The organism is Streptomyces fractus, assembly GCF_049844455.1.
Taxonomy (GTDB): Bacteria; Actinomycetota; Actinomycetes; order Streptomycetales; family Streptomycetaceae; genus Streptomyces; species Streptomyces fractus.
In genome coordinates, this window is record NZ_JBMYHI010000002.1 from 3,244,365 (window position 1) to 3,264,940 (window position 20,576).

The 20,576-nt window shown below is 70.1% G+C and carries 21 protein-coding genes; 6 read left to right on the forward strand and 15 right to left on the reverse strand.

Features of this window, described 5'->3' with window-relative positions:
* Positions 1-52: 52 nt before the first annotated feature.
* The 6 genes from ACP4E5_RS16405 to ACP4E5_RS16430 form a co-directional block, all read right to left on the reverse strand.
* Positions 53-847 (reverse strand): hypothetical protein, encoded by a 795-nt coding sequence (locus ACP4E5_RS16405; protein ID WP_425829335.1) that lies wholly within the window; start codon positions 845-847, stop codon positions 53-55.
* A 98-nt stretch (positions 848-945) separates the two neighbouring features.
* A complete protein-coding gene (locus tag ACP4E5_RS16410; protein ID WP_425829337.1) occupies positions 946-1,539 on the reverse strand; it encodes a hypothetical protein in 594 nt (197 codons plus the stop codon).
* Complete coding sequence (locus ACP4E5_RS16415; protein ID WP_425829339.1) at positions 1,536-2,324, reverse strand: zinc finger domain-containing protein; 789 nt, start codon at positions 2,322-2,324, stop codon at positions 1,536-1,538. Before ACP4E5_RS16415 ends, ACP4E5_RS16410 begins: the two co-directional genes overlap by 4 nt.
* Complete coding sequence (locus tag ACP4E5_RS16420) at positions 2,321-3,148, reverse strand: helix-turn-helix domain-containing protein (RefSeq protein ID WP_425829341.1); 828 nt, start codon at positions 3,146-3,148, stop codon at positions 2,321-2,323. The genes ACP4E5_RS16415 and ACP4E5_RS16420 overlap by 4 nt, the downstream gene beginning before the upstream one ends.
* A 22-nt stretch (positions 3,149-3,170) precedes the next feature.
* Positions 3,171-4,394, reverse strand: a complete 1,224-nt coding sequence (locus ACP4E5_RS16425) for a hypothetical protein (RefSeq protein ID WP_425829343.1) — start codon at positions 4,392-4,394, stop codon at positions 3,171-3,173.
* On the reverse strand, positions 4,391-4,714 hold the full coding sequence (locus tag ACP4E5_RS16430; protein ID WP_425829345.1) for a helix-turn-helix domain-containing protein: 324 nt from the start codon (positions 4,712-4,714) through the stop codon (positions 4,391-4,393). The genes ACP4E5_RS16425 and ACP4E5_RS16430 overlap by 4 nt, the downstream gene beginning before the upstream one ends.
* 222 nt (positions 4,715-4,936) lie before the next feature.
* On the opposite strand from ACP4E5_RS16430, the gene ACP4E5_RS16435 reads away from it, so the two are divergent.
* From ACP4E5_RS16435 to ACP4E5_RS16450, 4 genes are all read left to right on the forward strand, one after another.
* The gene (locus ACP4E5_RS16435) at positions 4,937-5,509 is read left to right on the forward strand and encodes a helix-turn-helix transcriptional regulator (RefSeq protein ID WP_425829347.1); all 573 of its coding nucleotides are present in this window, start codon (positions 4,937-4,939) and stop codon (positions 5,507-5,509) included.
* Positions 5,510-5,600: 91 nt separating this feature from the next.
* Complete coding sequence (locus ACP4E5_RS16440) at positions 5,601-6,128, forward strand: ImmA/IrrE family metallo-endopeptidase (protein WP_425829349.1); 528 nt, start codon at positions 5,601-5,603, stop codon at positions 6,126-6,128.
* Complete coding sequence (locus ACP4E5_RS16445) at positions 6,098-7,534, forward strand: tyrosine-type recombinase/integrase (protein WP_425829351.1); 1,437 nt, start codon at positions 6,098-6,100, stop codon at positions 7,532-7,534. Before ACP4E5_RS16440 ends, ACP4E5_RS16445 begins: the two co-directional genes overlap by 31 nt.
* 135 nt (positions 7,535-7,669) lie before the next feature.
* Positions 7,670-9,547 carry an FHA domain-containing protein gene (locus tag ACP4E5_RS16450; RefSeq protein ID WP_425829353.1) on the forward strand — a complete coding sequence of 626 codons (1,878 nt, stop codon included), beginning with the start codon at positions 7,670-7,672 and terminating at the stop codon, positions 9,545-9,547.
* Positions 9,548-9,576: 29 nt separating this feature from the next.
* Here ACP4E5_RS16450 and ACP4E5_RS16455 read toward each other — a convergent pair whose 3' ends face one another.
* The gene (locus tag ACP4E5_RS16455) at positions 9,577-10,560 is read right to left on the reverse strand and encodes a L,D-transpeptidase (protein WP_425829355.1); all 984 of its coding nucleotides are present in this window, start codon (positions 10,558-10,560) and stop codon (positions 9,577-9,579) included.
* 140 nt (positions 10,561-10,700) lie between these two features.
* A complete protein-coding gene (locus tag ACP4E5_RS16460) occupies positions 10,701-11,045 on the reverse strand; it encodes a DoxX family protein (RefSeq protein ID WP_425829357.1) in 345 nt (114 codons plus the stop codon).
* 165 nt (positions 11,046-11,210) lie between these two features.
* On the opposite strand from ACP4E5_RS16460, the gene ACP4E5_RS16465 reads away from it, so the two are divergent.
* Complete coding sequence (locus ACP4E5_RS16465) at positions 11,211-11,765, forward strand: glycoside hydrolase family 25 protein (protein ID WP_425841390.1); 555 nt, start codon at positions 11,211-11,213, stop codon at positions 11,763-11,765.
* 13 nt (positions 11,766-11,778) lie between these two features.
* On the opposite strand, the gene ACP4E5_RS16470 is transcribed toward ACP4E5_RS16465, so the two are convergent.
* The 7 genes from ACP4E5_RS16470 to ACP4E5_RS16500 form a co-directional block, all read right to left on the reverse strand.
* A complete protein-coding gene (locus ACP4E5_RS16470; RefSeq protein ID WP_425841393.1) occupies positions 11,779-12,471 on the reverse strand; it encodes an NADPH-dependent F420 reductase in 693 nt (230 codons plus the stop codon).
* 174 nt (positions 12,472-12,645) lie between these two features.
* Positions 12,646-12,858: an EF-hand domain-containing protein gene (locus ACP4E5_RS16475; protein WP_425829359.1), complete on the reverse strand. Its 213-nt coding sequence runs from the start codon at positions 12,856-12,858 to the stop codon at positions 12,646-12,648.
* Between the two features lie 47 nt (positions 12,859-12,905).
* Positions 12,906-13,820, reverse strand: coding sequence for a helix-turn-helix domain-containing protein (locus ACP4E5_RS16480; RefSeq protein ID WP_425829361.1), 915 nt, complete (start codon positions 13,818-13,820; stop codon positions 12,906-12,908).
* A 72-nt stretch (positions 13,821-13,892) separates the two neighbouring features.
* Positions 13,893-14,396 (reverse strand): ATP-binding protein, encoded by a 504-nt coding sequence (locus ACP4E5_RS16485; protein ID WP_425829363.1) that lies wholly within the window; start codon positions 14,394-14,396, stop codon positions 13,893-13,895.
* A 292-nt stretch (positions 14,397-14,688) separates the two neighbouring features.
* Positions 14,689-15,456 (reverse strand): enoyl-CoA hydratase/isomerase family protein, encoded by a 768-nt coding sequence (locus tag ACP4E5_RS16490; protein WP_425829365.1) that lies wholly within the window; start codon positions 15,454-15,456, stop codon positions 14,689-14,691.
* Positions 15,457-15,583: 127 nt separating this feature from the next.
* Entirely contained in the window at positions 15,584-16,777 is a 1,194-nt protein-coding gene (locus tag ACP4E5_RS16495; protein WP_425829367.1) for a L,D-transpeptidase, read from the reverse strand.
* Positions 16,778-16,930: 153 nt separating this feature from the next.
* Positions 16,931-18,154 (reverse strand): L,D-transpeptidase, encoded by a 1,224-nt coding sequence (locus ACP4E5_RS16500; RefSeq protein ID WP_425829369.1) that lies wholly within the window; start codon positions 18,152-18,154, stop codon positions 16,931-16,933.
* 146 nt (positions 18,155-18,300) lie between these two features.
* On the opposite strand from ACP4E5_RS16500, the gene glgX reads away from it, so the two are divergent.
* Positions 18,301-20,571 carry a glycogen debranching protein GlgX gene (glgX, locus tag ACP4E5_RS16505; protein ID WP_425829371.1) on the forward strand — a complete coding sequence of 757 codons (2,271 nt, stop codon included), beginning with the start codon at positions 18,301-18,303 and terminating at the stop codon, positions 20,569-20,571.
* The last annotated feature ends 5 nt before the right edge of the window (positions 20,572-20,576 follow it).

The following is a 20,576-nucleotide window of genomic DNA, read 5'->3' on the forward strand; positions in this document are numbered from 1 at the left end:
TGGAACCGTAATGACTGCATTGGAGGTCTGCGAGCCCTGATGGCCTGCAACTTCAGTTAATTTGCGTCCAGTTGGGTGCAGCGCGTCGCTCTCCTGCCTCCAGCGCCTCAGCGAGGGCCGGCAGGTCGCGCCAGCGCCAGGTGCGGCGCCCCCGCTCGTCGGTGATGACGGGGGCGGTGCAGCTCGGTCCGGTATCGCACGTGATCGTGGGCGGCTCGTCGGGGTCGGGCTGGTGGAGGACGAGCTGTCCGGTGCACCAGGGGCACGGCCGGTCCGGGATCGGCGTAGAGCGTTGGTCGATGCCGAGGGTGCGCAGCAGCCGTCGCTCGCAGGCGCCGGCGACGCGGTGCGCTTCGCGCAGTCGCGCCTCCGGGAGTCGGCCGAAGGGTGCCGGTCCCCAGGTTCCGTCCTCGCGCTGCTCGGGTTCGGTGTCGGTGTCGCGTACGCGGCGCTCGATGTAGAGGGCGGCCCAGTGCGGGCCCTGGGCGCGGCTGCCCGGGCCGGTGGCGGTGGGGAAGTTCCAGCGCCAGGGGTCGCCGGCCTCGGCCCGTTGTACGTCGGCGGCGAGCACGTCGGCGAGCTCGTAGAGGGCCTCTTCGATGGCCACCTTCGTGTCCAGGGCGTCCAGGTTGAGGGGCGCGGGGTGCTCGCGCAGGGTCAGCGGCGCCTTCTCCAGCAGTGGCTCCGCTGTGTCGCGTCCCGGTGCGAGGAGGGCGGCGAGGTGGCGCGGGGGCCACACGTCTACGGGCGGGCTCTCGACGGTGAGCCGGAGGGTTCCCCAGTGGGTGCGGATGCATCGCAGAGCTCCGGCCGTCTCGTGGCGGAGGGCATCGAGGGGGCGGGTCATTTTCCAAGTGCTCCCGTTTGTCCGGCGGTACGGTGGAGGCACTCGAGGGGCGCGCCCGGCTGTCCGGCCAGACGAACAGGCGCGCCCCTTCTGCTTGTTCAGGCGGGCTTCCCGCGGCTCTCGGCACGACAGTTACCGCAGACGAGCCACGGCCACGGCGCCGCCGCGAGCTTGGGCTGCGTCCCGGCGAGCGCGGCGTCCAGCCGCGCGGTGAGCCGAAATTCGATCCGGAGGTCGCGCTCGCCGCAGTGCGGGCAGGCCGCGTCGTCGAGGTCTGGCGTCATGAGGGTTCGCTCCCCTTCGAGAGTGATCTTCAGGGTGGGGCGTGCGGGACCGCGCGACCGGTCGCGGGCGCCCCACGTGCGCGAGAGGGTTCGGCGCCAACGGCTCCCTCGGGTCGGCGCGTTCGCCGTGTCGGTGCCGGCGTGCATGGCGTCGCACGGGTCGAGCACGTGGGAGTCGTCCGGTGGTCGCCACCCGGCGTCCAGGAGTCGACCGATGATGCGGTGCCCGGTGGCGGCGGGCGTGGGATCGGGTCCGTAGTACGGGAAGGCGTCGCCCTTGTGGGCCCGCGCGTCCGCGACGGCGAGGTGAGCGAGGATCTCGGCCACGGCCCAGCCCGCACCGATGGTGATCGCGTCCTGTCCGGCGCCGAAGTCAGCTCGGCCGTGCGCGTCGGGGATGTGGGTCATGCGGGCGCCCCCTGGGCGGTCTCGGCGGCTTGTATCCGGGCCGCGTGCGGATCACGGGCGGCGGTGCACGGCTGCCCCAGTAGGGCGCCGCACTCCGGGCAGTTCGCGGTGGTCACCGCCCAGGCGTCGCGCCGGCGTCCGTGCACGGTGTGGAGTTCTCTGCCGCGCGAGGACGTGCACAGATGCCGTGCTCCGGCCCGACAGACCTCGACGGGGCAGGCGACGTTCAGCGCGGGCAGTCGGGCCCGCAGGCCCGGCAGGTGGGGCGAGATCTCGGCCCGTACCTGCGGCGGCATGTACGGCCCGGGCTCCGCTGTCGGCATTGCGCCGATCCGGTCCGCCAGCGGGCCGAGTTGGCGCCGCCCGGCTGTATCGATCGCGCGGTGGTACGGAGCCGGCGCCCGCAGGCCATGCGCGACCTCCGCACGGGTCGCGGCGAGCTCGGCCCGGTAGGCATGCACGTCGTTGGGGTCGGCTGCCGGCAGCGGATCGGTGTGCCGCTCCATGCGTTCCGTGCGGTGCTCGGCCCAGGCCGCGAGCAGGTGGTGCGGCTCGTACGCGAAGTACCGGGCGGTGTGGTCGCCGCGCCGCTGCTCGTAGAAGCGGCGCACGGCCTGCGAGGCGTCCCAAGTGCCGTCCGCGGTGACGGCAGGGATGTGGGCGGTGGCCTCGTTCCACTCGTCGATGGTGCGCGCGGCCTGCTGCGGGTCGGCCATCGCGCGGCGCAGGCGTCCGTCCAGGGCGGCGAGCAGGCGCAGCAGGGCGGCGGTCTCGCGTGGGTTCATCGGTGGTTCGTCTCCCGTCCTTCGAGCAGGGCCAGGCCGACCGCGAGGTTGTCGGTGTACGAGGGGGCCGGGGCCCGCCGCAGCGGGACGACAGTCCCCCACGAGTTCGGTGCGGGGCCGAAGTTGGCGGCGTCGCGCCAGATGGCGAGCAGGTAGCGGGCCGAACGGATCTCCCGCCCGGCGGTCTTCTCGACCGCGACCCGGGCCACGGCCTCCACGCCCCACCGGTTGATCGCGGCGAGCACCAGCGCCCACTCGCTCGGCGCCAACGCCCAGGTGACCGCGATCCGTTCACGCTGAAGGGCGTCGATCAGTGGCTGCGCCTCGGCCGGTATCCGGGCCGCGGCGGCGCCGCTGGTCGGCGTCGTACGCGCGGGGGAGCTGTTGATCTCTCCCTCTTCTTCATCAGCTATCTGTCTTGGGGGTGTCGTGGTGCTACCCCTACCGGTGTCACCGTGAGACCCCTCCGGTCCCATGGCGCTACCCCTGGGGTCCGAAGGTCGGGGGTCCGATCCTGCTACCGGTGGCGTAGTGGGACCGCCGACAACGCCACCGGTAGCAAGGTCGGGGATCCGGTAGCAGGTCTCCCCACGCGGCCCGCACCGCCCGTCCACGACCGCCAACTCCCCAGCCGAAACAAGCGAGTCGACGGCCCGTACGACCGACGAGCGCGACGCCCCGGTCCGACGGACCAACATCGTGGTGCCGGCGTACACGGTGCCGCCGCCGTCCGGCATCCGGTAGGCGATGGCCAGCAACACCAACCGCGCCACGCCGCGGGCGCGGGACTGCTCCCACACCCACTCCATGGCTTCCTGACTCACGACGTCGCCTCCCCTGCGTTGATCAGCCGTCGGTGGTGGCGCCGTCGCTCCACAGCGGCCCGCCCGCCTCGGCGAGCGTCGCGCCCGACTCCGAACCCGACCCGGGCGGCTCCTCGGCCGCCGCCTTGCGCCGACGCCGCACCGTCCGCGTCTCCCCCATCGCGCCGCCGTCGGCGAGCTCTTCGACCGCGTACGGGACGCCGTGCAGTACGTCGGCGGCGGTCAGCCGGCAGGCTTCCGCGGTCGCGCGGGCCAGGAGCATCGCCTGCGGCTGCCGCTTCCAGTTGTCCTTGCCACTCAGCCCGGCATCCGTCGCGCGCTCGATGGTCCACTCCGAGCGGTGCACCTCCGCCTCACCCGCGCGCCGGCCACACACCACCGCACGTACGGCGGTGGATTCCTCCTCCCAGACCGCGTGCCCGTGCGACTGAAGCAGCGCGCGCAAGGCGTGCGCCCGCATCGCCGGGGTGCCCTTGATCAGGTCGAACGAGCGCAGCGCCGCCATCGGCGAGAGCCCCATCTCGTTGCCCGTCAAAATCGCCGCGGTCACTTCGTGCGGCTTGCCCCGGAACGCCTCCGGCTCGCCCGCCTCCAGCGGATGCACGGCGAACCCATCGGCCCGCAGGTGCACGCCGTATGCGGCGTCGATCCCGAGCCCCGCCATCGCCACCTCGCCGCCGGTCGCGTCCAGGTAGAAGTCCGCGTACCGGTAGGCCGCCGCCTGCAACGCGGTCTCCGGCCAGATCCCCGACGCCGACGTCTTGTAGTCGAACAACGCCATCCGCCCGCTGGGCAGCTCGGCCACCAGGTCCAACGTCCCCGCGTACCCGTGCTCCCGCGACCCGACCACCGCCTCGGCGAGCACCGGCCGCACGCCCCACTCGTCGAGGAAGTCCGCGCACGCCGCGACGTACCCATACAGCTCCGCCGGCACTTCGGTCTCCGCGTCCCGCGACAGCGCGTCGGCGAACCGGTGCACCTCGGTGCCCCGCGCCGCAGCCTGGTTCCGCTCCCGAAACGGCGCCTTACGGATCTCCTCGTACGCCGCCTCGACCTCACCCGAGGCGACCATCGGCGCGAGGCCACGCCAGTTGTCCACCGCGTACCGGGCGGCCCGCTTCGCCGCCCACCCCACGAGTGCGGGCTTCGGCAGCCCGCCCCCGATGAGCGTGGTCACGCCCATCACCGGTGCCCCGTCCAGTACGTACCGGTGACCGCGCGCCGTCTCGATCCGCTCCAACGTCATCGCACACCACCGCCCACCGGCTGCGCCACACTCCGCCCGAGACTGCGCTCCACCTCTCGGTTCAAGGGGTTGAGCGCCGGGTTCGACCGCGAGTCCGCGGACTCGCACGCATCAATGAACTCATCCAGCGCCACCCGCCGATACACAATGCGCCCCTCCATACGGAAGGACTTCGGGCCGCGACGACGGTGTCGCCAGGTACGCATCGTGGCGACCGCGACGCCGAGGTAGGCGGCGGCCTCCTTCGTGCTGTACAGCGCAGGGACGGCCCGATGCTGGGGCACCCGCTCGCGCGTGGCCATGGGTGTCGGTGCGGACATGCAACTCCCTCCCAACCCGCAACGGCATATGCCGATGCGTAACGAGAGGCCAACACTAGGCAGCAAGATGAAGCGAAACAACGCTTCACTACACTTCCCTCACGGCCGCCGTTTCACTGCGTTGCATCTTGCGTCAGAGTGCTGCACACTCATCGGGACCTACCCCAACGCCTCGCACACGGCAGCAACACGGGCGAGGTACTCCACCGATTGGGAGCCCAGGTGAAGCACGATCCCGCCGCATGGCAACGCCTCAGCGAGATGATCCGCGCGCATCGCGGACGCAAGGGCTGGAGCCAGGCCGAACTGGCCCAGCACGCCGGCATCTCGACCAAGAGCGCCCTCACGGCCGAGTCGGGCAAGCCGCCGACCCGCATGCCCCCGTCGCTGGACCGCATCGCCCGCGCCCTGGGCTGGGCCGACGGCAGCGTGAACGCCATCCTCGAAGGCGGCGACCCGCTCCCCTCGCAGGCCGCAGCGGAGAGCAATCAGGGATTCACCCCGTCTCGCCCTGACACCACCGGCCGCGCGGTCGCCGCACTACGCCAGGCCACCGAGTTCAGCCGCATCTGCGCCGAGATGGGCGCCGATGCCGCCAGCCTCGCCGCCTTCGACGCCGCCGCCGAAGCCCTCCTCTCCTCGGCGGTCACCGCCCAGGCGCGCGCGGCCGGCCTCGGCCAGGACCACTTCGCCGCCGTGGCCCACTCCCCACGCAGCGACGGCGGCCCCGACACCGACCGCGCCGTGGTCGACGACGTCGTACGACGCTTCCGCGCGGAGCAGCACACGGATTAGCCACCCCGCCACACGCCGCCGCACCCCACACCCGGCATAGCCACACCCATTGACTCGAACAAAAATTCGAATCCCTGAGACACTGAGAGCCATGGCAACCCCCACCACCTGCCGGACCTCTCAATCCCCTTCAACTTCAACCCCGCGCACCCGACTCCCGTCCATCGAGCGCCGCGAGACCCCCCACATGAACCTTCCGTACAACCCCTGGGACGCGGCCGAGGAGCTCGAACTCCACATCCGCTACGGCCCGCTGCGCGACTCCTGGGCTTGGTGGGTGCCGGCGCATCGCCTGATCGTCATGGCCGACCGGCTCACGCAGGTACAGGAACGGTGCGCCCTCGCGCACGAGGTCGAGCACGCCCGGAACAAGGACACCGAATGTCGCAACGCCTCGCTCATCAGCCCCGTCCTGGCTCGACGACAGGAAATCCGCGCCGACGAGGGAGCGGCCCGCAAGCTCATCCCCGTCGTGGACCTCGAAGAGGCATTGGTGTGGGCGACCTCCCGCGAGGAAGCCGCCCACGAGCTGGGCGTCACCGAGCACATGCTCCGCGTCCGGCTCCGCATACGCAGAAGGGAACTTGAGTGGCTGGATACATCGAGGACCGGTGGCTGAACAAACGGCCCGACCCCGAGACCGGCAAACGCAAGCGCACCGCCCGCTACGGGAAGGGCGACCGCTACAAGGTCGCCGGCATCCCGGGAGTCCGCTCCCGGACCTTCGAGACACTCGCCGATGCGAAGACGTGGAAGGCGAAGGCAGAACACGAGGCCCGTAAGGGCGACTTCGTCGACCCTCGCCGCGGCGCCATCACGCTCAAGGAGTACGTCGAGCAGCACTGGTGGCCGACCCGCATCGTCGCGCACTCGTCCCGCGGCCCCATGCGAAGCCGCATATGGAACCACGTCATTCCGCAGATCGGCTCCCAGCCCCTGCGCGCCATCAACGCGGACACGCTGCGCACCTGGAAGGCCGGACTCCTCACCCGCGTGGAAGGGTCCACCGCCGAGGTGATCTGGGGACACCTCTCCTCGATCCTCGAATCCGCCGTCGAGGACGAGCGGATACCCAAGAACCCTTGTCGCGCCCACCGGAGCATCAAGCCCCCGAAGAACACGACCTCGAAGGCCGTCCCGTGGGACCGCGGGCGCGTCGACGCAGTACGCGACGCAGTGCAGGAACGCTATCGCGTAGCCATCGACCTGGGAGTCGGCCTGGGGCTCCGCCAGGGCGAGGTCTTCGGCCTGGGAACGGAGGACATCAATGTCACGGCAGGCATCGTCCATGTGAGACGCCAACTCCGATGGAACGACAAGGGGCGGCCGTACTTCTCCCTGCCGAAAGGAGCGAAGACACGAGAGGTGCCAGCGCCGCCGCTCCTTCTGAACCGCATAGCGCAGGCGCTCGAAAAGTTCCCCGCAGTCCACTGCACGCTGCCCTGGCTCAACCCTGAGGCGCCGACCACCGACCTCGAAGAACGCCAGCGCCGCCCGGTCACGGTCCCGCTCCTCCTCACCACCACCCAAGGGAACCGGATCTACTACCGCACGTGGAACGAGCGCACCTGGCACCCCGCTCTCGCCGCAGCGGGCATACTCAAGATCCTCCGGCACAAGGAACAGAGCCACGGCGGCCGAATCCGCCGCTACCCGGTCTACGACACGTCCCGCGCCGACGGCTTCCACGTCCTACGCCACACGTTCGCCAGCACTCTGCTCGAAGCCGGCGAGAACGTCGTCACCGTCTCCAAATGGCTCGGCCACGCCTCCCCCGAGATCACCCTGCGGCACTACGCGCACTTCATGCCGGAGGCCGGCTCGCGCGGCCTGAAGGTCATGAACGGGTGGTTCGAGACTCCCCGCCCTTCGATTCTCCCCAGATACTCCCCAGAGCCCCCTCCCAAGATCACCTGGAAGGCATACGAGCAGGTCAAGCCGGGTACGAACGCGACCGCATCCGTAAACGTGAAGTACAAGGAGACGGCGAGGGGCGGCCTCGCGGTGAACATCATCGAGTGCTGAGGCGCGGCACACAATCAGTCACTTCGTCGTATGCGGTGACCGGTTTGCCCGCCGAGGGTTCCCGATTCCACGGACGCGTCTAGCTTTGACGGACGTACGTCCTGAGCTGACTCCGCGAACGGAATCCGAGGACTCATGCCTCCTGAAATGGTCGGTCGTCAAGGTTCCCTGGCCGGAGAGCGGTTCGGCATCGGGACGAAGCCCCTCACCTTCGGCCGCAAGGCGGCCAACGACGTCGTGATCCGCGACGTGAGCATCTCGCGGTTCCACGCCGAGGTCCGCCGCGAGGGCCACGGATTCATGCTGTACGACCTGGGAAGCAGCAACGGGACCTTCGTCAACGGGGAGCGCATGAACTCCCGCGTGCTCCAGCCCGGCGACGTGATCGAGATCGGTGAGGAGACATTCAGCTTCGAGGCGGCCGGTCCGATGGAGACCATCATGGACCTCTCCGTCCTGGAGGCCCTCACCCCGCCTCCGGTCGAACAGTCCGTCCCGGTGCTCAAGGTGACCGTGTCGGGCGGCGGGCCCGTGGGCCTCGCGTTCGCCCTGCTCCTGGAGTCGCTGCTCGGCCCCAGGGCCCTCATCACCGTCCACGACGGCCGCTGGACCCGGGACGGCGACAAGATCGTCTGGAAGGACGCGACGCAGGGCAACGTCCGGCGCATGCAGGTCGTCACGGTCCAGAGCCGCCAGTACCTGGGCCTGCCCCAGGAGGTCCAGGACAAGCTGTTCAAGGAGGGCGCGTACAGCGAGATGTGGCCCGCGGGCCCCGACTCCATCCGCGGCCACAATCCGCGCAACATCCGGATCTCCTACGTGGAGGACACGCTCCTGGAGCTGGCCAACGAGAAGACGGGCCGCATCCGCTTGGTCCCCGAGCGATTCGACCCGGTCGAGCACGCGAAGCACATGACCGGGGACCACGTCCTCGCCATCTGCGAGGGCGGCCGCTCCCGGACCCGCGAGCACTTCGCCGAGAAGTTCGGCCAGGCCGACACGTCCATCTACTCGCTGGAGGGCGCACACCTCCAGGACGTCGTCCTCGGCCTGAAGGTGAAGTCTCGGCTCCCCGACCCGATGTCCGTCCTGCTCACCGTCGCCCAGAACCGGTTCCTCCTCAACTCCCTTCGCGGCGAGGGCTTTCTCAACATGCGCCTCACCGACGAGGAGGCCAAGGAGGTCGTGGGCATCGACCCCGTACGACAGGTCTTCGAGGAGTGCATCGCCTCCCGCCCCTGCGTGATGAACCGCAGCGAGGACGGCGACTTCCTCTGCGACACCCACAGCACCCTCTTCCTGCCCGCCCTCATCAAGGGGTCGGCGCTGTGGAAGCGGGTCATGGAGGGCCTCGTGCTGTTCGACGTGCCCGAGTCCGACCTGAGCGCCGTCACCGCGTTCCGCCTCGACATGGTGCAGCGCCCCCGGTTCACCGCGCGGCTGCACCCGAGGACGGCCACGGGACCGGGCACGTACGGATTCCTGCTCGGGGACGCCGCCAACGCCATCCACTTCTGGCCGGGACGCGGCCTCAACAGCGGCCTGGGATCGGCGATCTCGCTCGCCCGCTCACTGAGCGGCACCTGGCGGGGACGGCCGTTCCGCGACGCCGACTTCGTACGCCACGAGGCGGCCATGTCGATGCTCCAGTACCGGCACAAGAGCCGCGCCTGGAACTCCATGATCACCACGGACGAGCACGGAGTGACCCGGGCCATCAAGGACAAGATCCGGCAGAGCATCTCCGAGGCCGCCGAACGGCAGCCGGACCGGCAGGCCGACCTCGAAGCGCTCATGGACCAACTCCGCGCGATCCGCGACCGGCTGGCACCACGCATCCCCGGGCTGCCCGACGACGCGACCCTCCTGAAGCACCTCGACAGGCTGGACGCCCAGACCCTGTACGCCCTGGTGCACAGCGGCGCCTGGGACACCCAGATCGTCGGCGGCGAGGAGGTCGACATCGACATCTTCTACCCGGCGGAACGGCTGGATCCCGCCCCGGTGACGTGACCGCGCCGGCCCGTCACCCTGTCACCCCGTCACAGGGCGGCGCTCGTGCTCTCCCCCGACCCGCTCTCCGCGAGCCAGTCGTCCCAGCTCAGATTGAAGTCCGCGTAGCCGTTGTCGGCCGGGGCCTTGGCGCGCGGCGAGCCGGTGATGGTGATCGGGTCGCCCTGCTTGACCTGGCCGTAGAACCACTTGGCGTCGGACATCGACAGGTGGACGCAGCCGTGCGAGCCGCGGGCGCTGCCGCTGCCCGGGTTCGGGTCGCCGGTCGAGTAGTGGACGTACGTGCCGGACTGGGTGAGATGCACGTCCCACGGCAGCGTCAGGTCGTAATAGTTGGCGCTGCCCTTGTCACAGCTGATGCCGACGCTGCAGGAGGTCATGTGGACCTTCTTCTGCTTGTCGATGACGGCCATCGTGCCGTTCCAGGTCGGGTACTGGGCGCTGCCCGCGTTGATCGACAGGGTGCGCACGACCTTGCCGTTCTTCGTCACCTTCAGTGTGTGGCCGCTGACGGAGACATCGGCGCGGACGTCGTCCCCGACCGTGAACTTGTGCGTGTAACTGTGCACGCCGTACCGGCCATTGCCGTTGCTGACGCCCTTCATGTCGGCGTCGACCTTCACCTTCGTACCGGAGGGCCAGTACGTCTTGGGGCGCCAGTCGGCGCGCTTGTCACCGAACCAGTGCCAGGCGCCGGTCACCGGCTTCGACGTGCTCACCTTCATGTGCTTCTCGACGCCCGCGCGCGCCTTGGCCGCCACCGGGTTCGTGAACACCACCGACACCGGCATCGCGACGCCGACCGTGGCACCGCCCTGCGGCATGATCGTCTCAAGCAGCATCGGCGGCCCCTTGGGCTTCGCCGGCGAGGGCTTCACACTCGCCTTCTGCGACGCCTTCCCGTCGCCCCCGCCCGCCTTGTCCGTACCGCCACCGCCACAGGCGCTCGCGCCCACCAGCACCGCGGCCGTCACCAGCGCGATTCCTATGCCACTGCCCCTGCGCCGTCCCACGACCTGCCCCACTCTCCGAGTCCACCCCGCACGCCCCCGACGGGGCCCGGCTCCCTGTCAGACAGCCGCGGGGGCCCCGTCAGTTGCGTCCGCGCGTGTAAAGCGCGTTCCAAGACTTGGGGCACTCGAAACGTCGAGCTCTAGACAGTGACCCTCAGGACCAGGGCGGCTACGGCGAGTGCGCAGCAGAAGGCCCACGGGCCGTAGTTCCGGTCACCGGCCCGCAGATGCGCGCCGAGCGCCCCGACGAAATACAGCACCAGGCCCACCCCGGCGGCGATCCCGAGGGCCGGAACCACGAACCCCGCGACGAGCCCCAGCGCCCCCGCCGCGAGCGCCGTCCCCAGCCACGGAATCCACGCGTACGGCACCCCCAGCTTGTCGGCCTGGGCCTTCGGATAAGCGTGCCCGGCGAGGTTGGCGACGGCCGCCGATCCGTAGACGAAGGCGGCGAGGACGGTGATGACGACGTAGACGCTGAACATGGTGCGCTCCTCCAGAAAGGGGTTCACCACACCGACGGATCGCCCCCTGCCAAAAGTGACATCCGCGGGGCTCGGCCACTGATCCACGCAAAGGTGGTCTCATGGCCGGTCGGATCGGGGACGATGAAAGTTCGACCTCGTCGCCCCACCGACCTGGAGGCCCGCATGATCCGTGGCATCGACGTCAGCTCGCACCAGTCCACGTTCGACACGGACGGCCTGTCGTTCGTCTTCATCAAGGCGACGGAGGGGCGCTCGTACGTCAATCCGCGCCTGGCCGCCCAGACGAAGCGGGCCCGTGACGCGCACTGCGTCGTCGGCTTCTACCACTTCCTGTGGCCCGGGAACCTCAAGGCGCAGGCCGAGTACTTCGTCAGCAAGTCACCTGAAAAGGTCGGGGACTTGCTGGCGGTGGACTGGGAGACGACCGGCGAGGGCACGCACGCGAGCAACGCGGAGAAGGACAGCTTCATCCGCGAGGTGAAGCGGCTGCGGCCCAACCACAGGGTCCTGTTGTACTCGAACCGCAACTACTGGCTGAACGTTGATACGACGTCCTACGCCGGCGACGGCCTCTGGATCGCCGACTACGTCAGCGCCGGCAAGCCCCGCATCAAGGCGGACTGGAAGATCCACCAGTACACCGACAGCCCGCTCGACAAGAACGTCGCCGACTTCGAGAGCAAGGACGCCCTGCACGAGTGGGCGGGCGGCGTCTGACGGGAGCCGGTGGTCAGGCGCGCCACTCCGCCGTGCGCTGCGGGGACGCCGCCTCCAGCGCCTTGCGGACGGTGGCCGCGTCGGCGGCCATGCCGTAGACGGGGGTGCCGGGCTGCTGGCGCCACGACTCGTCCTGGCCGCCGGTGTCCACCGTGTCGAAGCCGATCTCGTCGAGGAGCGCCGCGACCACCTGCTTGGCCGCGGCGTCGTCGCCCGCGATCGGGAGGGAGACGCGGGCCGGATCGCCGGAGGGGCGGGGCTTGTCGAGGATGTCGTGGGCGTAGGTGCCGTTGAAGGCCTTGACCACCTGGTGGCCGATCTGGCGCTCCGTCCAGCGGCTCTCGGTCAGGCCCTCGTCCTCGATCCCGTCGATCTTCCCGTCGCGCTGCTGCGGGTAGTAGTTGCCTGTGTCGATGACCGCGACGTCGGGGGCCGCGGCGTCGAGGAAGCCCTTCGGCAGGTTCGGGACCGCCTTGAGCGGGATCGTGACGACGACGACCTGCGCGTCGCGGACCGCGTCCTCGAGGGTGGCGGGGGTGGCGCCGGTCTCCTGCGCGAGAGCGGTGAGGGTGTGCGGGCCGCGCGAGTTCGCCACGTGGACGTCGTGACCGACGGCGGTGAACCGGCGGGTGAGATTGCCGCCGATGTTGCCCGCGCCAATGATGCCGATCTTCATGTCGAGCCTTGCCCTTCGGAGTCGGACGATTCGGATGAATCATGCACGTGCACAGCATGTGAACCGGCAGGACACGCACGCTATTCCGCCCCGCGGATCGGCCCCATCATGCGCACGCGGCCCCAACTCCCCCTGGACAGCCGCCAATACGACGACGGGGCGTGCGCGTCATGCGCACGCCCCACCAGCCCTCGAACTACACGCTCACTTGTTCAGGTTCGCCCAGAACTCGTCGAACGACAGGACCTTGTCCCCGTTGGCGTCCTGGCGGGCGATGAGGACCTCGGCCACGGAGTCCGTGACGTTGAAGTCGCCCATCTGCGCCATGGCGCTCTTGTACTCGGCCGCCGTGATGAAGCCGTCGCCGTCCGCGTCGAACCGCTCGAACGTCTTGCGTGCTTCCTCGATGTCCGCCACCGGGTCACCCCTAATTTTTTCGAACTGCCGTGTTGACGGCAGCCAGATTAGCTGGCTGCGTGGGCGCGCAGTGCGGCGAGTACCCAGGCGAACTCCTCGCGGTGCGGGTGCTCGGGGGTGCCGCCCTTGAGGACGCCGAGCAGTTCCCGGTAGCGGGCCACCTTGTCGTTCATGGTGGCGAGCAGCCGGTCGAGGACGGCCGAGCGGTCGGCGTCGCCGAGGAGTTCCTGGAGAACCGGCTCGGCGGCGGGCGACTGCGGGTCGATGCCGTCCCGCACCGCGTCGGCCGCGAGCTCGACCAGTTTGCGCAGGAACAGCATGGACGAGCCGGCCGTGTCCTCGGGGGCGCGGTCGGCGGCGTTGTACTCGGTGGCCTGGCGCATGCGCGCCTTGAACGCCGGGTCCTGGAGCAGTTCGGCCAGTTCCACCCAGGCGTCGACCTGCTCGGGCGTCGGCTCGTCCGGCAGTCCGGCGCTCATGCCGCGCATCCGCTCCTGGACGAACGGGTCCACGGTGTCGAGGCCGTGCAGCATTTCCTCGGCGAAGTCGTCCATGATCCGCTTGCGCTCGGCGGCGGACTGTCGTGCCAGCTTGTTCATCAGGGCCATCTCCTCGGCTGTCGAGTTCCTCTTCGCGACGGTCGACAGGACGGCCCGGTTGAGCCGCAGCACCTGGATCTGCGCGTCGAGCGCCGCCACGTGCGCGGCGGCGACGGACGCGATGTCCCGCTCCCCGGAGAGGATCTTCCGTACGTCGTCCAGGCCGAGGCCCAGCTCGCGCAGGGTGCGGATCAGCTCCAGGCGGGCGACGGACTCGGCGTCGTAGAGCCGGTATCCGCCCTCGCTGCGGGTCACGGGATGCAGGACGCTCTCGTCGGACCAGAACCGGATGGTGCGCACCGTGAGTCCGGTGCGGCGGGCCAGCTGTCCGATCGTGAGCAGTTGCGGGCCGTCGTCGATCATGTCGAGGAGTCTGGGCCTTCCAGTGGGTGGAGACTCAAGCCCAGCGTACGAGGACGTTGAACGGGGAGCGGCTCAGCGGTCCGCCACCCGCATCTCGAACCACGTCGTCTTGCCGCGCGGTAGCAGGTCGACGCCCCAGCGGTCTGAGAGTTTGTCGACGAGGAAGAGGCCGCGGCCCGAGATGTCGAGTTCGTGTACCGGCATCAGGCAGGGCAGGCCGCGGGACGGGTCGCGTACCTCGATGCGGATCCAGCCGCGGCGGCGCAGCATGCGGAGGCCGAAGTGGCGGGCACCGGTGTGGCGTACCGCGTTGCCGACGAGTTCGGAGACGAGGAGGACGCCGTCCTCGGTCATTTTCGGGGAGAGGCCCCAGTGGCGCAGGACGACCACTTGGGCGAGCCGGCGGGCGGTCGCGGCCGACTCGGGGCGCGACGGCAGCGTCACCTCCGCCTCGGCCGGGTTTCCGAACAACTCCAGTGCCCTCAGGGCGTGTTCGTCCTCGACCGCGGGAGACCAGCGCGCCGCGGTCGCACTTGCGTGCCGCCGCGGTTGTTCCACACCCTCAAGCCCCGCCATGCCTCCATGATGGGGCCATGGAGCCCCCCGTGGGGCCGTTCCGACGGAATAAGCCCCCCGGAACGCCTCGTTCCGGAGGGCCGTTTTGGCATATGTCTCTGGCAGTACAGGGGTGTTCGCGCCCAGGCTGACCTGGGGGAACTCCCCGAGTAGACGCGGAAGTTGATCGTTTTCGGCCGGGCGCTCTTAAGGTTCGCTTAAGGTTGGGATAATGCTCCCCGAACGAGCGAACTGATCAACTCGACTTGCCCGCACGGCATTTGACGGGCCGTCCGGAGAGAGCCCGGGCGCCTCAGGCGAACTTCGCCTTCCCCGGGCCCTCCTCTACGAAGCTGCGCATCCCGGTCTCCCGGTCCTCCGTGGCGAACAGGCCTGCGAACCAGTTGCGTTCGATCGCGAGGCCCGTGTCGAGGTCCGTCTCCAGGCCCGTGTCGATGGACTCCTTCGCCGCCCGCAGCGCGATCGCCGGGCCCTTGGCGAGCTGCCCGGCCCAGGCGTTCGCGGCGTCGAAGACCTCGGCCGCGGGCACCACCCGGTCGACGAGCCCAAGGGTGAGCGCCTCCTCCGCCCGCACCTGGCGGCCCGTGAAGATCAGGTCCTTGGCCTTGGACGGGCCGACGAGCCGGGACAGGCGCTGGGTGCCGCCCGCGCCGGGGATCAGGCCGAGCAGGATCTCCGGCTGCCCGAGCTTGGCGTTGTCCGCGGCGATCCGGAAGTCCGCGCACAGCGCCAGCTCGCAGCCGCCACCCAGCGCGTAGCCGGTGACGGCGGCGACGACGGGCTTCGGGATGCGGGCGACCGCGGTGAACGAGTCCTGCAGCCCGCGGGAGCGCGCGACCATCGCCGCGTGGTCCATCTCCCGCATCTCCTTGATGTCCGCGCCGGCCGCGAACACCTTCTCGCTGCCGCGGACGACCACGGCCCGGATGTCGTCGCGGGCCGTGGCCTCCTCCGCGAGTTCCTTGATGCGGTCCTGGATCGCGATGTCCAGGGCGTTCATCGGGGGGCGGTCGAGGCGGATGGTCCCCACGCCGTCGGCTACTTCGAGGTGAACGGTCATGCGGCGCAGCGTACCCAGTTGATTGTTCCGGGCCACCGGGGCGGGGTCGCGGGGCGCTGCCCCGGACCCCGCGCCTCAATCACCGGAGGGGCTTGAGGTACTCACCCACCACCGAAGCCCGACCGGACTACTTCTTCCAGTCCGCCCATGACATGTTCCAGCCGTTCAGGCCGTTGGCACCGTCGACCGTCCGGTCGTGGGAGTTCTTGACCACCACCACGTCGCCCGTCATCGAGTTGTCGAAGAACCAGGCCGCCGGCACCTTCTTGTCGTAGCCGCCGCGGACGTCGCGCAGGCCGATGCAGCCGTGGCTGGAGTTGACGTTGCCGAAGGTGCCGCCGCCCCAGTAGTTGCCGTGGATGAACGTGCCGGAGTCGGTCAGGCGCTGGGCGTGCGGGACGTCCTTGATGTCGTACTCGCCGCCGTAGCCGACCGTCTCGCCGTTCATGCGGGTCACGCGCAGGCGCTCGCTGATGACCATCGTGCCGTTCCACGTCTCGTAGCCCGGCTTGCCCGTGGTGACGGGGATCTTCTTGAAGGTCTTGCCGTCGCGCTTGACCGTCATCATGTGGGTCTTGGCGTCGACGGTGGAGATCTGGCTGCGGCCGACGGTGAACTTCACGGTCCTGACCTGCTTGCCGTAGACGCCGGGCCGGCCCTCGACGCCGTCGAGGTTCATCTTGACCGTGATCTTGGTGCCGGTCGCCCAGTACTTCTCCGGGCGGAAGTCGAGACGGTCGTTGCCGAACCAGTGGCCCTCCACGGGTACGGACGGCTCGGCCTTGACCGAGATCGCCTTCTCGACGTCCTCGGGGTGCGTGATGCCGCGCGAGAAGCGGATCGAGAACGGCATGCCGACGCCGACCTTCGTGCCGTCCTCCGGGGTGAACGTGCCGATGAAGGTGTTCTTCGGGGTGAGCGTGGTGAACGTGGAGTCCTTGGCGGACTCGCGGCCCGCCTTGTCCTTGGCGACCGCGTGCACCTTGTACTCGGTCGACGCGGCGAGGTGCCGCGCCGGGGTCCAGGTGCTGCCGCCGTCGGTGATCGCGCCCTGCACCTCGTTGCCCTTGGTGTCGGCGACCTTCACCTCGGTCAGCTTGCCCTTGTCCGCGGTGATCTTCAGGGCCCCGCTGGTCGCGACCCCGTCGGCGCCGTTCTTGGGCGCCACCGCCACCACGGCCTGCGACTCCTTGTGCGCCGCGCCCGCCTGGCCGGAATCCCCCTTGTCGTCATCCGATCCACCGCCACCACCGCCACATGCGGTGACAAGGAAGAGTGCCGTCCCCAGCAGAAACGCGGATATCGGTCGTCGCCCGTTCAAGATCTTTCTCCCCTCGCACGGCCTTGCCCCAAGGCCCGCACTACCGCGCATGTCACATGCGCACTGCGAAAGATAACCACACGACCTGGGGAAACGGATCCCCAGGGATGTCACCGTTTAGTCCCAACAGCGGGGAGGATGCCCGACTTTCGGCTAGCGGGTAACCGCTCCCCCGGCCTTCCAGCGCGCCCAGTCCATGTTCCAGCCACCCAGTCCGTTGTCGGCCGCGACCTTCTTGTCCGCGCTGTTCCTGACCTCCACCACGTCGCCGATGAGGCTGCGTTCGAAGAACCGGCCGGCGGGGGTCTGCGAGCCGCCGCCCTTCACGTCGCGCAGGCCCACGCAGCCGTGGCTGACGTTGCTGCGGCCGAAGACGCCGCCCGACCAGTAGTTGCCGTGCAGGAACGTGCCGGAGTCGGTGAGCCGGATGGCGTGCGGGACGTCCGGGATGTCGTACTCGCCGCCGAAACCGACGGTGCGGCTGTCCATACGGGTGACGTCGAGCATCTCGCTGACGACCATCTTCCCGTTGTACGTCGTCGAGCCCGGCGCCCCCGCCGTGATCGGCACGGTCTCCACCGGCTTGCCGCCCCTGTGCACCCGCATGACGTGCGCCGCCGCGTCCACCACGCTGACCTGGCTGCGGCCCACCGTGAACGTGAACGCCTTGTCCTGGAGGCCGTAGACGCCGGGCGCCGCCTGTACGTCGCGCAGGCCGAGGTCGACGGTGACCTTGGTGCCCGGTTTCCAGTAGTGCCTCGGCCGGAAGTCGAGGCGGTTCCTGCCGAACCAGTGCGGGGCGATCCGCACACCGGGCTCGGCGGTGACCCTGATGGCGCGCTGCACGGCGGCCCGGTTCTCGATCTCCCGGTTGAACGCGACCTTCACGATCATGCCGGTGCCGACCTCGGCCCGGTGCTCGGGCGTGACGTAGCCGATGAAGCGCTTTTCGGGAACGTACGTCTTGAACGTGGTGTGCCGGGCCACTCGGCGCCCGTGGCCGTCCATGGCGACCGCGTCGACCTTGTACTGCGCGGCGAGCGCGAGGCGGTCCGCTTCGGGGCCCGTGGGGCGCCAGCGCATCGAGTCCCGCTCCAGGCGGCCCGCCACGGCCCGCTTCTCCGCGTCCTGCACCCTGACGACCTTGACCGACTCCAACCGGCCTTCGGCGACGGTGACTTGAAGCCGTCCGCCCGCCCGGACGCCCTTCGCGCCGTCGTCGGGCGTGACCCGGATCAGTTCCTTCGCCGACCGCGGCTTGCCGAACATCGTGTCGCCGCCGGTGCATCCGGCGAGCGCGCCCATCAATCCCGCCCAGGTCAGTACGGCGCCCAGTGTCGCCCCTGCGTGCCGCGCACGCCTCACAGCTGTTCTCACGCCAGAGCCAACGACGTGCACCCCGCTGGGGAAACGTGAGTGCGAGCGAAGCTCTGGGCAGAACAGGGGGAGGAAGCAGGGGGAGCGCGGCCGGGACGCCGCACACCCCGCTGCCCAGGAGTCGTGGAGCCGCGGGAGGCCGTCAGGTGTCGAGCGCACCCGAGCAGGAGGCAGTTCAGAGCGCGCCGCGCGCGGGCAACGGCAGAGCGCTGCCGGCCCCGTTCGACGGGCGCGGCCGTGAGCGGGAGCGGGTGTCCCCGCTGGAGCCGGTGTGGCCGGGCACGCCCGTGCCGCTCGGCGCCCGCTTCCGGGTCGGGCCCGACGGGGACGCGGGCACCAACTTCGCGCTGTGGGCGGGCGGCGCCGAGTCCGTCGAGCTGTGCCTGTTCGACGAGGAGGGCCATGAACGCCGGGCCCCGCTCACCGAGTTGACGCACGAGATCTGGCACGGCTTCGTACCGGGAGTGCTTCCGGGGCAGCGCTACGGGTTCCGGGTGCACGGCCGCTGGGACCCGTGGACGGGCGCCCGCTGGAACCCGGCGAAGCTGCTGCTCGACCCGTACGCGCGGGCGGTGGACGGCGAGTTCGGCCTGCCGTCCGAGGTCTACGGTCACGTACGGGACTGGCCCGAGCAGCATGTGGCCGACACGGTGCGCGACGACCGGGACTCGGCGCCGTACGTCCCGAAGGGCGTGGTCGTGCACGACGACGCGTCCGGTGACGAGTGGGTGGACGACCGGCGGCCGAAGACGCCGTGGGCGGACTCGGTGATCTACGAGCTGCACGTGCGCGGCTTCACCCGTCAACACCCGGGGATTCCGGAGGAGTTGAGGGGTACGTACGCGGGGCTCGCGCACCCGGCGGCCATCGAGCACCTGGTGAAGCTGGGCGTGACGGCGGTGGAGCTTTTGCCGGTGCACCAGTTCGCGCACGAGGACCATCTGCTGCGCCGGGGCCTGCGCAACTACTGGGGCTACAACTCCATCGGCTACTTCGCCCCGCACGCGGGCTACGCGGCGTCCGGGACGGCCGGGCAGCAGGTCGGCGAGTTCAAGCGGATGGTGCGGGCGCTGCACGACGCGGGGATCGAGGTCATCCTCGACGTGGTCTACAACCACACGGCGGAGGCGGGCGAGCTGGGCCCGATGCTGTCCCTGAAGGGCATCGACAACCGCGGCTACTACCGCCTCCAGGAGGACGCCCGGCGCTACGCCGACTACACGGGCTGCGGCAACACCCTGCACGTGGTGCAGCCGCAGGTGCTCCGGCTGATCACGGACTCGCTGCGCTACTGGGTCACGGAGATGGGTGTCGACGGGTTCCGGTTCGACCTCGCGGCGGCGCTCGCCCGCTCGATGCACGACGTCGACATGCTCTCCCCGTTCCTGGCCGTCATCGCGCAGGACCCGGTGCTGCGCCGCGTGAAGCTGATCGCGGAGCCGTGGGACGTCGGCTCGGGCGGCTACCAGGTCGGCTCCTTCCCGCCCCTGTGGACCGAGTGGAACGACCGCTACCGCGACGCCGTGCGCGACTTCTGGCGCGGCGCGCTGCCCGACGTACGGGACCTCGGGTACCGCCTCTCCGGGTCGAGCGACCTGTACGCGTGGGGCGGGCGCCGGCCGCAGGCATCGGTCAACTTCATCACCGCGCACGACGGCTTCACGCTGCGCGACCTCGTCAGTTACGAACGCAAGCACAACGAGGCGAACGGGGAGGGCAACCGGGACGGCACGCACGACAACCGGTCGTGGAACTGCGGCGTCGAGGGCGAGACCGACGACGAGGGCGTACGGGCCCTGCGCAGGCGGCAGTTGCGGAACCTGCTGACGACGCTGCTGCTCTCGACGGGGGTGCCGATGCTGGTGGCGGGCGACGAGTTCGGGCGCACGCAGCGCGGCAGCAACAACGCGTACTGCCAGGACAACGAGATCAGCTGGGTCGACTGGGGGCTCCTCGACGACCCCGGCTGCCGGGAGCTGCTCGCGCTCACCTCGCGGCTCGTCGCGCTGCGGCACGCGCACCCCGTGCTGCGGCGCCGCGCGTTCTTCTCCGGGCGCGCGCACTCGGCGGACGGGCTGCGGGACCTGGCGTGGTTCACCTCGCGCGGCACCGAGATGACGGAGGGCGACTGGTACGCGCCCGCCGCCACCATCGGCATGTATCTGTCGGGGCGCGACATCCCGGGCCGGGACGCGCGCGGCGAGCCGGTGCGGGACGACAGCTTCCTCGCGATCCTGCACGCGGGCGACCGGGCCGAGAGCTTCGTGCTGCCGGGTGAGCCCTGGGCCCGGTCGTACGAGGTGGTGGTGGACACCGGCGAGGAGGAACAGGGCGCGGCGCCCGCCGTGCTGCACGAGGCCGGCGCCACGGTCACCGTCGCCGCGCGGACGGTGCTGCTCCTGCAGGTCAGGTCCTGAAGGCC